Source organism: Parolsenella sp. LCP21S3_E11 (assembly GCF_052118165.1).
Classification (GTDB): domain Bacteria; phylum Actinomycetota; class Coriobacteriia; order Coriobacteriales; family Atopobiaceae; genus Parolsenella.
In genome coordinates, this window is the sequence record NZ_JBQKHS010000001.1 from 593,281 (window position 1) to 608,493 (window position 15,213).

The 15,213-nt window shown below is 61.3% G+C and carries 12 protein-coding genes; 10 read left to right on the plus strand and 2 right to left on the minus strand.

The genetic code is table 11. The features are described 5' to 3' along the window. The first annotated feature begins 160 nt into the window (after window positions 1-160). Window positions 161-1,768 (plus strand): phosphoenolpyruvate carboxykinase (ATP), encoded by a 1,608-nt coding sequence (gene pckA / locus ACTQ1Z_RS02600; protein ID WP_441858511.1) that lies wholly within the window; start codon window positions 161-163, stop codon window positions 1,766-1,768. An 81-nt stretch (window positions 1,769-1,849) separates the two neighbouring features. On the opposite strand, the gene pta is transcribed toward pckA, so the two are convergent. Beyond that, on the minus strand, window positions 1,850-2,830 hold the full coding sequence (pta, locus tag ACTQ1Z_RS02605) for a phosphate acetyltransferase (RefSeq protein WP_293834462.1): 981 nt from the start codon (window positions 2,828-2,830) through the stop codon (window positions 1,850-1,852). 156 nt (window positions 2,831-2,986) lie between these two features. Between pta and glf the strand changes: the two genes are divergently transcribed. Next, entirely contained in the window at window positions 2,987-4,189 is a 1,203-nt protein-coding gene (gene glf / locus ACTQ1Z_RS02610; protein ID WP_293814078.1) for a UDP-galactopyranose mutase, read from the plus strand. A 101-nt stretch (window positions 4,190-4,290) separates the two neighbouring features. Further along, complete coding sequence (locus ACTQ1Z_RS02615) at window positions 4,291-5,331, plus strand: glycosyltransferase family 2 protein (RefSeq protein WP_320680242.1); 1,041 nt, start codon at window positions 4,291-4,293, stop codon at window positions 5,329-5,331. A gap of 157 nt (window positions 5,332-5,488) precedes the next feature. On the opposite strand, the gene ACTQ1Z_RS02620 is transcribed toward ACTQ1Z_RS02615, so the two are convergent. Next, window positions 5,489-6,382, minus strand: a complete 894-nt coding sequence (locus ACTQ1Z_RS02620) for a TrmH family RNA methyltransferase (RefSeq protein WP_320680243.1) — start codon at window positions 6,380-6,382, stop codon at window positions 5,489-5,491. 228 nt (window positions 6,383-6,610) lie between these two features. Between ACTQ1Z_RS02620 and ACTQ1Z_RS02625 the strand changes: the two genes are divergently transcribed. From ACTQ1Z_RS02625 to ACTQ1Z_RS02655, 7 genes are all read left to right on the plus strand, one after another. Beyond that, complete coding sequence (locus tag ACTQ1Z_RS02625) at window positions 6,611-8,089, plus strand: L,D-transpeptidase family protein (protein ID WP_320680244.1); 1,479 nt, start codon at window positions 6,611-6,613, stop codon at window positions 8,087-8,089. 225 nt (window positions 8,090-8,314) lie between these two features. Then, complete coding sequence (locus ACTQ1Z_RS02630; protein WP_441858514.1) at window positions 8,315-10,225, plus strand: fructose-1,6-bisphosphatase; 1,911 nt, start codon at window positions 8,315-8,317, stop codon at window positions 10,223-10,225. Window positions 10,226-10,312: 87 nt separating this feature from the next. Next, on the plus strand, window positions 10,313-12,205 hold the full coding sequence (gene ftsH / locus ACTQ1Z_RS02635) for an ATP-dependent zinc metalloprotease FtsH (RefSeq protein WP_320680246.1): 1,893 nt from the start codon (window positions 10,313-10,315) through the stop codon (window positions 12,203-12,205). A 122-nt stretch (window positions 12,206-12,327) separates the two neighbouring features. Further along, window positions 12,328-13,461 carry an acyltransferase gene (locus ACTQ1Z_RS02640; RefSeq protein ID WP_441858517.1) on the plus strand — a complete coding sequence of 378 codons (1,134 nt, stop codon included), beginning with the start codon at window positions 12,328-12,330 and terminating at the stop codon, window positions 13,459-13,461. Between the two features lie 76 nt (window positions 13,462-13,537). After that, the gene (locus ACTQ1Z_RS02645; RefSeq protein ID WP_320680250.1) at window positions 13,538-13,963 is read left to right on the plus strand and encodes a Fur family transcriptional regulator; all 426 of its coding nucleotides are present in this window, start codon (window positions 13,538-13,540) and stop codon (window positions 13,961-13,963) included. Window positions 13,964-14,043: 80 nt separating this feature from the next. Further along, window positions 14,044-14,631, plus strand: coding sequence for an NADH peroxidase (locus ACTQ1Z_RS02650; protein WP_293814086.1), 588 nt, complete (start codon window positions 14,044-14,046; stop codon window positions 14,629-14,631). A 104-nt stretch (window positions 14,632-14,735) separates the two neighbouring features. After that, window positions 14,736-15,071, plus strand: a complete 336-nt coding sequence (locus ACTQ1Z_RS02655) for a DUF3783 domain-containing protein (protein ID WP_320680252.1) — start codon at window positions 14,736-14,738, stop codon at window positions 15,069-15,071. The last annotated feature ends 142 nt before the right edge of the window (window positions 15,072-15,213 follow it).

The window sequence follows — 15,213 nt, forward strand, 5'->3', positions numbered from 1 at the left end:
GAGCGCCGCCTGCCGTTGGGGGCGCTTTCGCTCTCATGTCATTGGGTATCAAAGCGCCAATGACGTCTCGCGCCGCGCGAGCCTGGGCAAAGGCTCGTTTTTGCGAGGCAGAGGCACATCACCTCGCCTTGCGAGGTAGGGGATATTGGAGGCAACCATCATGAAGCAGACACTTATGGGGCGTCTTCTCAAGCGTGAACAAGCGGTTCCTGGCAGCGCCAGGGTGAACGAGGACCTTGCGCCCGCGAGGCTCGTCGAAGCGGCCCTTGCCAACGGCGAGGGCGTACTCGCATCGAATGGCTCTCTTGTCGTCGACACGGGGGAGCGCACGGGGCGCTCTCCGCTCGATCGCTTCGTGGTCGATGATCCGGCGATTCATGACAAAGTTTGCTGGGGTAAGGTCAACGCCCCCATTTCGCGCGAGAGCTACGAGCGCATCTGCTCGGGCGTCGCTGGCTATCTTTACGGGCGCGAGCTCTACGTTGTCCGTGGCTTTGCCGGGTCTGACCGCAACCACTCCCGCAAGGTTTGCGTCATCTGCGAGCGTGCGAGCCAGGCACTGTTCATCCACCAGATGCTCGTTCGCCCGTCGGCACGCGAGCTCGCGAGCTTCGGCGAGCCGGACATCTACGTCCTCGCTGCCCCGGGCTATCACTGCGACCCGGAGTCCGATGGCGTCAATTCCTCCGCGGCCGTCATCCTTGACCTCGCCCACGGAGGTATCGTGGTCGCCGGCACCGGCTATTCCGGAGAGATCAAGAAAGCGATCTTCTCCTACATGAACTATCTGCTCCCGGTCGAGGATGACGTGCTGTCCATGCACTGCTCGGCGAACATCGACCCGCAGACCGGCCAGACCGCCGTCCTCTTTGGCCTTTCCGGCACCGGCAAGACGACGCTTTCCGCAGACCCCAACCGCCTGCTCATCGGTGATGACGAGCACGGTTGGTCAGAGCATGGCATCTTCAACATCGAGGGCGGCTGCTACGCCAAGGCCATCGACCTGAGTCCCATCGCTGAGCCCGATATCTATCAGGCTATTCGCTTTGGTGCCGTGTGCGAGAACGTCATTCTCGACCCGGAGAGCCGCGAACCGGACTACACGGACGTCTCGCGCACCCAGAACACGCGCGTCGCGTATCCCGTGGAGCACATCAAGAGCGTCAAGCTCGACGGGCGTGGCGGCGTGCCGAGCGTAGTCCTGTTCCTTACGTGTGACGCCTTTGGCGTTCTTCCCCCGATCTCCAAGCTCTCGCGCGAGGCCGCCATGTACCACTTCATGGCCGGCTTCACCTCGAAGGTCGCCGGTACGGAGGAGGGCGTCGTCGAGCCCCAACCCACGTTCTCCGCGCTCTTCGGCGAGCCGTTCATGCCGCTTGCGCCCAGCGTCTACGCAGACATGCTGGGATCGCGCATCGACAAGACTCACGCTCGCGTGTACCTCGTGAACACGGGCTGGCAGGGCGGCGCCTATGGCACGGGCTATCGCATCAGTCTCGCCGTGACGCGTTCACTCGTGGCGGCGGCACTCTCGGGTGACCTCGACAACGCAGGCTACGAGCACGACGATCGCCTCAACCTCGATATCCCGGTCGAGTGCCCGGGCGTGAGCCCCGTGGTGCTCAACCCGCGCAATACTTGGGCGACGGGCGAGGCCTATGACGAGGCGGCGGAGAAGCTCGCGTCGATGTTCGAGGTCCACATGGGCAAGCGCTATCCGGAGCTTGACGAGGCCGTCCTTAACGCGGGCCCGCACCATATCGCCTAGACGCGGGTTGCGAGGCCACAAAAACGGGGCGCCCGCAGGTGAATGCGAGCGCCCCGTTGGCGTGCGATATGTGATGACCTGTTACTCGGCCATCTGGGCCTGGACGGCGGTGATGGCGACGACGCCCACGATGTCGTCAGCGGAGCAGCCGCGGGACAGGTCGTTCACCGGCTTGGCGATGCCCTGGAGAATCGGGCCGTAGGCCTCGGCGCCACCGAAGCGCTGGACGAGCTTGTAGCCGATGTTGCCAGCCTCGAGGTCCGGGAAGACGAGGATGTTGGCGTTGCCGGCGACGGTGGAGTTCGGGGCCTTGAGATCAGCGACGCTCTGAACGAGAGCGGCGTCGAGCTGCAGGTCGCCATCGAGGGCGAGCTCGGGGTTCTTCTCGTTGGCGAGCTTGACGGCCTCCTGGACCTTGGTGGGAACATCGCCCTTGGCGGAGCCCATCGTGGAGAAGGAGAGCATGGCGACCTTGGGCTCGACGCCGGGCATGAAGGCCTTCCAGGACTCGGCGGAGGCAAGGGCGATCTCGGAGAGCTCGTCGGCGTTGGGGTTGATATTCAGGCCGCAGTCGGCGAACAGGAGGGTGCCGTCGGCGCCATACTGCTCGGTCTTGGTGCACATAATGAAGAAGGCGGAGACGAGCTTGGTGCCCGGGGCTGTCTTCAGGATCTGCAGGGCGGGACGCAGGGTGTTGGCGGTGGAGTGGCAGGCGCCGGAGACCAGACCGTCAGCGTCACCCATCTTGACCATCATGGTGCCGAAGTAGGTGGCGTCGTTCATCTGCTCGAGGGCCTCGGGAAGGGTGACGCCCTTCTTGGCGCGGAGCTCGGCGAACTTCTCGGCGTAGGCCTGCTTGCGCTCGGCGGTGCGGGGGTCGATGACGGTGACACCCTCAACCTGGATCTCGTCCGGGTTGCCGAGGATGACGAGGTTGGCAAGGCCCTCCTCGACGATCTTCTTGGCGGCCTCGATGGTGCGCGGATCCTCGCCCTCGGGAAGGACGATGGTCTTCTTCTCAGCCTTTGCAGCAGTCTTCATACGATCTAGGAAATCGCTCACGTTCGCTCCTTTTTTGGCGTTTTGCTGGCAATGGATGACACGATAGTCATTATAAGGTTGTCTGCTATAGAATGACATGCAGATTGGACGCACGTTATCGCTCTAGAACGATGGCGTGCGTCACGTTTGAACCGCAAGTTTGTCGAGAGGACATGAATGGGTATCGCAAACGGGCTTCCCGCTGGTTTTTCTGCCGACAGCTACGACATGATCGTCGTCGGAGCTGGCTATGCGGGTTCGGTCTGTGCTCGCCGTCTCGCGGAGGCCTGTGGCTTCCGCGTCGCCGTCATCGAGCGCCGCGACCACATCGCTGGTAACGCGTATGACTACGAGGACGAGGCTGGCATTCTTGTTCACAAGTATGGTCCGCACATCTATCACACGCAGGACGAGCGTGTCCACCAGTTCCTTTCTCGCTTCACCGAGTGGACGGACTACCAGCACAAGGTGCTCGCCAACATCCACGGCACGCTCATGCCGGTCCCCTTCAACCACAAGAGCCTGAAGCTCGCCTTTGGCGAGGAGCGCGGCGAGGCCCTCTACCAGAAGCTCGTCGAGACCTTCGGCGAGAACAAGAAGGTCCCCATCCTCGAGCTTCGCGAGAAGAACGATCCGGATCTCCAGGAGGTCGCGGATTACGTTTACAAGAACGTGTTCCTCTACTACACGATGAAGCAGTGGGGCACCACGCCCGACCAGGTCGACCCCTCCGTCACCGGCCGCGTCCCGGTCTTCGTCGGCGATGACGAGCGCTACTTCCCGCGCGTCGCCCACCAGGGCATGCCGGCGGAGGGCTACACCAAGCTCTTCGAGCGCCTGCTCGACCATGACCTCATCGACGTCTTCCTCGGTGTCGACGTCCGTGACATCCTTACGATCGACGAGGACTACGCGAAGGTCTGCGGCAAGCCCTACGGCGGTGAGATTGTCTATACGGGCCCGCTCGACGAGCTCTTCGGCCTCGACCTTGGCGCCCTTCCGTATCGTACGCTTGACATGGTGTTCGAGACCCTCGACGAGGACCAGTTCCAGCCCGTGGGTACCGTCAACTACACCACGACGGAGGATTTCACCCGCATCACCGAGTTCAAGAACATGACGGGCCAGGTCGTCCCGGGCAAGACGACGATCATGAAGGAGTACTCGAAGGCCTATACGCCCGAGAGCGGCGAGACTCCCTACTACGCCATTCTCGAGGACGAGAACAAGGCGCTTTACCAGCGCTATCTCGACCGCGTGAGCCGTCTCACGAACTTCCACCCGGTGGGTCGACTCGCCGAGTACCGCTACTATGACATGGACGGTGTCGTTGCCAGCGCGCTCGACCTGTCCGACGAGCTCGTCGCGGCTCACAACTAGTTCGTTCTTTCAGGGAGTTGCCGGCGTCCATGCGGCGCCGGCGCTCTTATCCGTGTAGGCAATGCCTTGCTAAGGCAGAGGGCAACCAGGAGATTTCTCGTATGGCAAAGGGCAAGACCATAACCTTCGGCATCCCGTGCTATAACTCGGCCGAGTATATGGATCACTGCATCACCTCGATTCTCGAGGGCAGCGACTACGCCGATGACGTGCAGATCGTCGTCGTTGACGATGGCTCCACCAAGGACAACACGTACGAGAAGGCCCTTGAGTGGCAGAACCGCTATCCCAATATCATCAAGGCCGTTCATCAGGAGAACGGCGGGCACGGCATGGCCGTCCTTGCCGCGCTCGAGAACGCCGAGGGCCTCTATTTCAAGGTCGTTGACTCGGATGACTGGCTTGACGAGGACGCCCTCTCAAAGCTCCTTTCGACGCTTCGCGACTTCGAGTGGCGCGACATGCGCGTGGACCTCGTCATTACCAACTACGTCTACGAGCACGTCGAGGACAACACGAACAACGTTGTCGACTTCAGGTATGCGCTTAAGCGCGGCAAGGTGATTACCTGGGATAAGATCGGCCACTTCAACATGGCCCAGAACCTGCTCATGCACTCGCTGTGCTATCGCACCGACGTCCTTCGTGACGGCGGCGTCCCGATGCCCCCCCACACCTTCTATGTGGACAACATCTATGCCTATGTGCCGCTGCCGCGTTGCAAGACGCTCTATTACCTTGACGTCGACCTCTATCGTTACCTCATTGGTCGCGATGACCAGTCCGTCAACGAGAAGATTATGGTCAGCCGCATCGACCAGCAGCTGCGCGTCACGCGCGTCATGATGGACGCGTATCACCTCTACGACGACGTCGAGAGCACGAAGCTCCGCAACTACATGGTCGGCTACTTCACCCTGATGATGGCCGTCTGCTCGATCTTCTCCCGCCTGAGCGATGCTCCGGACGCCATGGAGAACTGCGACAAGCTCTGGGTGCACCTCAAGCACTATGACAAGCGTATGTACCGCCGCGCGCGCATGGGCGTCGTGGGCATCGCGACGAACCTCCCCACGAAGGCGGGAGAGAAGTTCACGCTGGGCATCTATCGCATCGCCTCGAAGCTGATGAAGTTCAACTAGAGCAACGTTTGCTCTGCGCACCGCTTGCGCTTGCGGCGCATGCCGACCTGAAAAAGGGACAGTCCCTTTTTCAGGTGATTTGATGTCTGCGGGACCCGTCCGTGTGGGCGGGTCCCGTTTTTTTTAGCGGTCCTCACCTGTTGGGGCACGCCGCCGTTTATCTGCAGAGGTCCCAGAACGCGACGGCTGTCGCAGCGGCGACATTCAGGGAGTCTACGCCGTGCTGCATGGGGATGCGCACGGTGAGATCGCACGCCTCGATCGTCTCGGATGCCAGGCCATCGCCTTCGGTGCCGAAGAGCATCGCGAGCTTCTCGATGCCGTAAAGCTCAGGGTCTCCAAGTGAATAGGAATCGTCGCGAAGGGCGAGCGCCGCGGTCTTGAAGCCGAGCTTGCGGAGGAGTGCCATGCCGTCCGCATCTGCAGCGCCTGCGCTGGGCCAGACGCCAAAGCGCGCCCAGGGCACCTGGAACACGGTTCCCATGCTCACGCGGACGGCGCGCCTCACGAGGGGGTCGCAGCAGGTGGGAGTGAGGAGCACCGCGTCTACGCCAAGAGCCGCTGCGCTCCTCATGGCGGCCCCGACGTTCGTGGCGTCGGTCACGCCTTCAAGGATGGCAACCCGGCGAGCTTCGGGCATGGAAGCGAGGAGCTCGGCTGCACTCATCTCAGTGGGGCGGCGCATGGCGCAGAGGACGCCGCGCGTCACGTTGTAGCCCACCAGCTTCGATATCTCCTCATGGGGGAGCACGTAGACGGGGAGGTCGTCGACCGGCTTTATCTCGAGATGGCCGGCGTGCTCGAGGACCTCGGCACCCGCCATGCCCTCGACGAGCCTCACGAGGTCCGCCTGCGTCTCGACCTGTCTCTCTTCGAGCAAGAGGGAGAAGGGCTCGAGCCCCTGTGCGATAGCGAGACGAACGACCTTCTCGCTCTCGGCGACGAGCACGCCAGAGGTGGACTCGAGTCGGCTCCTGAGCTGGCAATCCGTAAGGCGCGCGTAGACGTCAAGGCGCGGATCGTTTGCGGAATCGATGCGAATGATGCCCATGCTCTTATCCCTTTGCTATGGTCCCGCGGACGGAGGCAAGGCGGCTTGATGCCCGTCCTTGTTGGGACAAATGTCGCTATCTGTTAAACCGATGCCATGGAAGCCGAATGGCGGGAGTCATTGTCTTCTCCATGCGCTACGATACAGCATACTGTGTGTCGGGAAACAAGCGGCTGCGTAGGCCGGGGAAGACAGATAGCCTCAATGCGGAAAGAATCGAAGCCCAGTATGGGAAAACACACCGCTGCCCCTGAGAAGCCGGAAGGTCGCAAGGGCAAGGTCGCGCTCATCGTCCTTGCGGTGATCGCTGGCGTCGTCCTCGCAGCCTACCTTGCCGGCGTTCTTGCGTTTTCATTTCTGTTTATGCCTAACACCATGCTTGATGGCACCGATGTCTCACTCAGGCTTGCGAGTGACGTAAGCGCCGAGTTCGCTTCCAAGGCCTCTACCTATAAGACGAAGGTCAAGGGAGACGGCATCGACCTTGACCTTTCCGGGAGTGACGTTAACCTGACATTTGACCAGGGCGCCTATACTAGGGATATCGTTTCGCAGCAGCATGCCTGGGAATGGCCCCTGCGCATCCTTGCCTCTCGTGACATCAAGCCTACGACGGGTGCTTCCATTGATGAGGATCAGCTCGATGCTTTGTTGTCACCCCTCGTCGATGAGATTAACAAGACGGCGACCCAGCCAACGGATGCCACGATTGGCTTCTCGGAGCAAACGCAGCAGTACGAGGTCGTGCCCGAGACGGTTGGTACCGCCATCGACATGGACGCTACCGTCAAGAAGATCTCGACGGATGTCATGAGCCTGCCTGCGAGCATCACGCTCGATGATTCCTGCCTCGTTCAGGCCAGGGTCACGCAGGATGAGCCGAGCCTGGCCACCGCCGCCCAGAACGCGAATCGCTTCATGAAGGCGGACATCCCGCTTACGCTCAACGGCATGCAGGCCGGCGAGGTCACCCGCGCCCAGATCTCGAACTGGATCGCGCTGGATGACCAGCTCAATGCCACGATTGACGCCAACAAGCTGAACGAGTGGCTTAAGACCGATTTCTGCGCCCTGTATGACACCCGCGGCGCGGAGCGTACCTACACGCGCCCTGACGGCAAGCAGGTCACCGTTCCTGCCGGCACGGGCCACTGGGAGAACCTCTATGGCTGGACCATTGACGAGGAGGCTCTGGCGCCCATGCTCCAGCAGGCTGTCGAGGCCGGCTCTACGGATCCCATCGCGGTCCCCACGAAGCACGAGGCCAACGCAGCTCCTGATGCGGGTCGCAGGGATTGGGGCAATCGCTACATCGATGTCGACCTCACCGAGCAGCACGTTCGTATGTATGACGACTCGGGCGCGGTCATCTGGGAGTCTGATTGTGTCACCGGTGACCACTCCAAGGGCCATGACACGCCCACGGGAGTCTTCGCGCTCAACGGCAATCGCGCATCCGGAGACGTCGAGCTCCGTGGTGCGATCGACCCCGTGACGAAGCAGCCGTCCTACATCAGCCACGTGAAGTACTGGATGCCCTTCATCGATAACGCCTGGGCCTTCCATGACGCGAGCTGGCGTGGAAGCTTTGGCGGCACCATCTATAAGTACGCCGGCAGCCACGGGTGCATCAACCTGCCATCCGATAAGGCCGCCGACCTCTATTCCGCAACCCAGACCGGTGACGTGGTAGTCGTTCACTACTAGGCCTCGCTCGAGCATCGTTCATCGTGCGCCGCGCTAGACGAATTGCCTACTGGCGCCCTGCCATGTGGCGGGGCGCCTTGCGTTTTGAAGCCAGAGCTAATTGGATTTCCTATAGTAAGTTGACCAGTAAATCGTGGTCAATCTATGGGCATCCTGGAACAGTGCGTTAAAAACGGCGCGTGCGGCATACCATGGCAGAACGTCCATCGACCACGGGGGTGCGCCGTGCCGCAGAGCTTTGTCACAGAGCAGCAGATCAAGTACCTGACGCTTCTCTCTGAGAAGTTCCCTACCTGTCAAGCCGTTTTCACCGAGGTCATCAACCTCGAGGCAATCCTCAACCTGCCAAAGGCGACGGAGCATTTCATCTCTGACGTCCATGGTGACTTCGAGCAGTTCGACCACATCATCAACAACTGCTCCGGCGTTATTCGCGAGCGCGTTCGCGCGGTATTTCGTCATCGCCTCACCCCGAGCGAGCAGGCAGAGCTCTGCACGCTCGTCTACTATCCCGACGAGAAGCTCAGGCGCATCAAAGAGATGAAGCAGGACACGCCTTCCTGGTATAGAGCCTCTCTCGGCATGCTTATCGAGCTCGCCCGTTACCTGTCTGATGCCTACACCCGCTCAAAGGTGCGTAAGGCAATGCCGGTGGCGTACGCCTACATAATCGACGAGCTCCTCCACGCGAGCCCCGGCGAGCAGGCCGATCGCGCCGCCTATCACGGGCGCATCATCGAGTCGATCATCGAGACGGGAAGCGCCGGTCACTTCATTCGCAGCCTGGCGTCGCTCATCAAACGCCTTGCCGTCGATCACGTGCACGTTGTGGGAGACATCTATGACCGCGGCGCCCACGGCGACGCCATCGTAGACCGCCTCTTGCGCTACCACTCGCTCGATATCCAGTGGGGCAACCACGATATCTGCTGGATGGGCGCCGCAGCCGGTTCTGCCGTGTGCGTGGCAACCGTCGTGCGCAACAACGTCCACTATGACACCCTCGACATTCTCGAGGGCTCTTACGGCATTCAGCTCCGCGAGCTCGCGCTCTTTGCTGAGAAGACCTACCGCGACGGCGAGTCGCTGAGTCCCACCGAGAAGGCCATCTCCGTCATCATGTTCAAGCTCATGGGGCAGGTGATTGCTCGCCGTCCCGAGTTTGACATGGGGGATAGGCTTCTTCTCGAGCATGTGAACGCCGAGAGGGGCACGGTCCGTATCGGCGGGCACGAGTACGAGCTCACCACGAAGGACTTCCCAACGCTCGACCTGAAGCATCCTTACGAGCTGACGGAGGACGAGCAACGTGTCGTCACGAGCCTCGTGGACAGCTTCACGAACAGTCGTCGCCTCCGCCGCCATGTTGACTTCCTTTATGAGCATGGCTCTGTCTACCTTGCCTACAACGGCAACCTCCTCTTCCATGGCTGCGTTCCCATGCGCAAGGACGGCAGCTTCCGTCCGATCAGGGTGGGGGACCGCCACATCGCCGGCCGCGCGTACCTCGACGCGTGCGACCGCATCGCTCGTCGTGCCTGGCACGACCACTCCGAGGAGACGCTCGACTGGATGTGGTACATGTGGTGCGGCCTCTCGAGCCCGCTCGCCGGTCGCAAGGTGAAGACTTTCGAGCGCACCTTCGTGAAGGACCGCTCGACGTGGGTCGAGGACCAGGATCCCTACTTCGAGCTCGCCTGCAGGCCCGATGTCTGTCAGCACGTGCTTGAGGAGTTTGGCCTCTATGGCGAGGGTGGCCACATCATCAACGGCCACACGCCCGTGTCGAAGGCTTCCGGAGAGACTCCAATCCGTGGCGCCGGCAAACGTCTCGTCATCGATGGCGGCTTCTGCCGCGCCTACCACTCGAAGACGGGCATCGCTGGCTACACGCTCATCGTTGACGCTAATGGCATGAGGATCAAGGCGCACCGCCCTTATGACGAGATAGGCGACGTTGTGGCAGACCGTGGCGACATCTATTCAGATGATGACCAGCTCGAGGTGAATCCTCGTCCGCTGAAGGTCGCGGACACGGACACGGGCGCTCACATTCGTGCCCAGATCGATGACCTGACGGCCCTTCTCGACGCCTACCGAAACGGCGAGCTGCCTGAACGCGGTGACGCTGCCTAGCTTTTCAGTAATCGTACGGTCGTCTGTTTTAGGAGCGTCCGCATGGGTATCCTTGACTCCATCTAAAGCCGAAGCCAAGGACGGACAATGAACGACAAGAAAAAGCGCCAATCGATGATCTTGTACGTGATCATCGCCATCGCGGCGATCGTTGCGTTGCAATCGGTGGTGTACCCAAGCCTCGAGCGCGCCCAGGTGCGTGAGGTCTCGTACAGCGAGTTCATCGACATGGTTGATGACAACAAGGTTGACGAGGTCAGCCTCGACACCAACAGCGGCAAGATCACGTTCACGAGCAAGGACGAGGATAACGTCACCTATCGAGCCACCATGTGGCCCAATGACGACACGCTCTCTGAGCGCCTGAACAAGCACAACGTCACCTATTCAGCCCAGATCGCGGACCAGAACTCCGGGCTGTGGATGTACATGCTGCTTGTCTATGGCCTGCCCGTGCTTCTGGCGATCGTTGGCGGTATCTGGCTTAACCGTCGCATGAAGAAGATGATGGGTGATGACGGCCCGTCCATGAACTTCGGCGGTGGTGGCTTTGGCATGGGCGGCGGGCTCGGCAAGAGCCACGCCAAGGAGGTCAAGGGCACCGAGACGGGCGTCAAGTTCGCGGACGTCGCCGGCCAGGACGAGGCCAAAGAGTCGCTCCAGGAGATCGTCAGCTTCCTCAAGAACCCCGGTAAGTACACCGAGATTGGCGCTCGCTGCCCGCGTGGCGCGCTTCTCGTTGGTCCTCCGGGTACGGGCAAGACACTGCTCGCAAAGGCCGTCGCTGGTGAGGCTGGCGTTCCGTTCTTCCAGATCGCCGGTTCTGAGTTCGTCGAGATGTTCGTCGGCCGTGGCGCCGCGAAGGTCCGCGACCTGTTCAAGCAGGCCAAGGAGAAGGCTCCCTGCATCATTTTCATCGACGAGATTGACGCCGTGGGCAAGAAGCGCGATGGCTCCCTCAACTCCAACGACGAGCGCGAGCAGACCCTGAACCAGCTCCTTTCCGAGATGGACGGTTTCGATAACCAGAAGGGCATCGTGGTCCTTGCCGCGACGAACCGCCCCGAGTCCCTCGACCAGGCTCTTCTGCGTCCCGGCCGCTTCGACCGCCGCATCCCCGTCGAGCTCCCTGACCTCGCTGGTCGCGAGGCCATCCTTCGCATCCACGCGAATGACGTGAAGATGGAGAATGGCATCGACCTTGGCGTCATCGCTCGTTCGACGCCTGGCGCCTCTGGTGCTGACCTCGCAAACATCATCAACGAGTCCGCCCTGCGCGCCGTTCGCTTTGGTCGCAAGCGTGTGACCCAGGAGGACCTCGTCGAGTCGGTCGACGTCGTCATCGCAGGTGAGAAGAAGAAGTCGACCGTTCTCTCCGAGCACGAGAAGGAGGTCGTCGCCTACCACGAGACGGGCCACGCCATTGTCGCCGCGGCTCAAAAGGGCTCCGCCCCCGTCTCCAAGATCACCATTGTTCCGCGTACCTCCGGCGCCCTCGGCTTTACCATGCAGGTCGAGGAGGACGAGCACTTCCTCACGACCCGCCAGGAGGCGAAGAACAAGATCGCCGTTCTATGCGGTGGCCGCGCCGCCGAGGAGATCATCTTCGGCGAGATGACGAGTGGTGCAAGCAACGATATCGAGAAGGCAACCTCCATCGCCCGCGCCATGGTCACCCAGCTTGGTATGAGCGATAAGTTTGGCATGGTCGCTCTTGGCCAGCAGCGTAACCGTTACCTGGGTGGCGGCGCCGAGCTCACCTGCTCGGAGGGAACCGCGCAGCAGATTGACGCGGAGGTTCAGCGTCTGGTCGAGGAAGGCCATCAGACCGCCCTCAACACGCTTAAGGCCCATCGCTTCAAGCTACATGAGATTGCCCACTACCTCCAGAAGAAGGAGACGATCACGGGCGAGGAGTTCATGAACATCTTCACGCGTGACGACGGCTTTGCTCCTACGCTTCCCAAGACTCAGGAATAGGTGATGGGGCTCCCCAGGCCATGTGCCGGGGAACCCCTGCGCTATTAACGTCCGGGATGTCATCTATGATGGTATCCGGGCGTTATTTGGTTGGATCGATCGAGAGACATGAGGGAGGCGACGTGGGAGCAGGCTCAGGCGAGAGGGATGTGGGGCTCGATCTTCTTAGGTCCGTGGCGATGTTTGCCGTCGTCGCGGTTCACGCCGTCCCGTATCTCGGAGTCGTGTGCGGCGCTGATGTTACCGAGGGTCTCGCGAAGCTCTTCCTTCTCTGTGACCCTGTGTTCTTCGCCCTCTCGGGCTATTTCGCAATCCGGCCGCTCAAGGGAACGTTGCGCGACTATTACCTTGGTAAGTTCGTGAGCGTTGTCGTGCCGATCATCGTCTATTCCGTCGTGGCCTATGCCTTTGCGGCGAGGTTTGGCTATCTGGGCGCTTTGGGGCTTGACGGGGACGCTTCCTCCGCCGTTTCCCCCGCGGGCTATCTCGCCTTCGCTTCGAGCATCATCTCTGGCGCGTGGTGGTTCGTCCCCGTTCTCATACCGATGCTCCTGGGTGCCCCGTTCCTGTTCGTCATGCTTGAGGCCCTAAGCGACTCTCAGCTCAGGCTGCTCGTTAAGGTCGTTATTGCGCTCTCCCTCTGGGGCGTCGCCTGCGATCTCGTCGCCTCGCTTTCTGCGTTTGGCGTGACCTGGGCGGCTGATCTCTCTTCGACCCTGCTTCACCTCATCCCGGCGCGCATGGAGCCGCTCTTTGGATACCCGCTCTTCTTCTGCATGGGCTATGCGCTCCGTCGCCTCGGGTCGGTCACGTCGGGCGAAGCCCGCAACCACGCCCTTCTTCTCGGTCTTCTCTTCTGGGTTGGCGACGCCCTCCTCGCGCAGTTCGGCTTCGAACGCTCCAATCCCAGCCATCTTTGGGTTTTCTCCACGGTGGGGGCGTTCGTGCTTGCGGCGGGGGTCCGCGTGAGGGGCTCTCGCGCAACGCGTTTTATAGAGTGGACGAGCCGCCGCAGCTATTCGATTTATCTCTTTCAAGCCGCTGCCATCGTGCTCGTTTTTGGGCATGTCGACCTTGCGGCTTTTGATGGCGCCACGCGCGTTTTCCTCTGGCTGGTGGCGACCTTTGCCTCGTACGCGCTCTCATGGTGCGCGGCATCCGTTCTTGACATCGTTCTCCTCGCTCCCATCCAGCGTTGCCTCAAACAAGCCTTTGGGATAGCTGGCGCTCGGCAAGTATCAACTAAGGCTAACTAAATAGTAGAAAATACCTATTGATATCTAGTCGCAATTTGATATACTACTAATTAGCTCACATAAGGAAGGAGGGGACATGGCGGCAAGAAACACGGTCCAGAAGGCAATCATTCATGACGCGCTTGTCAGGCTTGCTAATCATCCCACGGCGGATGAGGTCTATGAGACCGTTCATGCCACGCATCCCTCCATCAGCAGGGCAACGGTCTTTCGCACGCTTTCGAGGCTCTCGGATGAGGGAGTGGTGCTGCGCGTCAGGATCAACAACGGCGCGGATCACTTCGATCACCAGACCTTCCCGCATTATCACGTTCACTGCGTCGAATGCGGAAGGGTGGATGACGTGATCATGCCCGCCGTTGACGATCCGGCACTTCTCGACGAGAGGGCGTCTGCCGTGTCTGGGTACGCTGTGAGTGGACACGAGCTTCAGTTCGACGGCGTGTGTCCGGCTTGCCAGAAGGCGCATGAGAATGCGTCGTCCCAGGTGAGCGAGGCTTAGACATCTCGGTCAGCAATGGCCGTCATGCATAGGAGAGGATGGCGGTGCCTGGGAGCGCCGCCACAACAAAGGAGGATTTTATGGATAAGTGGGTTTGCAAGGTCTGCGGTTACATCTACGAGGGCGCCGAGCCGCCCGCGGAGTGCCCGGTCTGCCACGCTCCGGCCAGCGCTTTCGAGAAGGTCGAGGGTGAGCTCACCCTCGCTGCCGAGCACGAGTACGGCATCTATGACAAGACCGTCAAGGACAACCCCGAGATCTCTGACGAGGACAAGGCCTACATCCTCGAGCAGCTGAAGGCTAACTTCACTGGTGAGTGCTCTGAGGTCGGCATGTACCTCTGCATGGCCCGCATCGCCCACCGCGAGGGCTACCCTGAGGTCGGTCTCTACTGGGAGAAGGCCGCCTACGAGGAGGCCGAGCACGCCGCCAAGTTCGCGGAACTCCTTGGTACCGAGCTTGAGCCGAACATGAAGGCCACCACGAAGGACAACCTCGCTTGGCGCGTTGACTGCGAGTTCGGCGCTACGCAGGGCAAGTTCGAGCTTGCCTCCTGCGCCAAGAAGAACGGCCTCGACGCCATTCACGACACCGTCCACGAGATGGCTCGTGACGAGGCCCGTCACGGCAAGGCCCTCAAGGGCCTGCTCGAGCGCTACTTCGGCTAATGCCGGGCAAGAGCAAAAAGAGCTCATCCAAGTCCAAGCCCTCGGGGCCGGTGCCTTGCGCCGTGCTCTGGGGGCTTGGCCCTGATTCGGAGCGTGGAGCGGCCGTGCGCTCCGTGCTTCGCGAGATGGGCCTCGTCTGTCGCACGGCCATGCCTGAGCATCTCGGTGACCCTGCGGGAGCCTTCGCCCGCCTCCCGGCGATGAGGCCGAGCCCCGTGCCCTATGCGGGCCCGGTGCCGGCGGGGGAGTTCGTTCTCCTTTGCGGCCTCACTCAGCCCCAGGTGGAGGAGTTCTGCGCGCGCTGCCGCGAGGAGGATTGCGTCGTGGGTGCCAAGGCCGCCCTCACGCGTGAGAACCGCACCTGGCCCCTCGTCCGCCTCATCGTGGCCGTCAAGGCCGAGCATGCGGCCATGACGGGAGAAGGTTCCGCGACTTCCTAAAGCGAGTCTCATCGCCGGTCGAATACGTGTTAAGATATCCCCTCGAAAAGCTGTGATGGGGAAGAGTAGCCTGGTCACTGTGGCATAGAGCGAACGGGGACGGTGGGAGCCCGCAGTCACACCCAAGCGAAAATCACCCCGG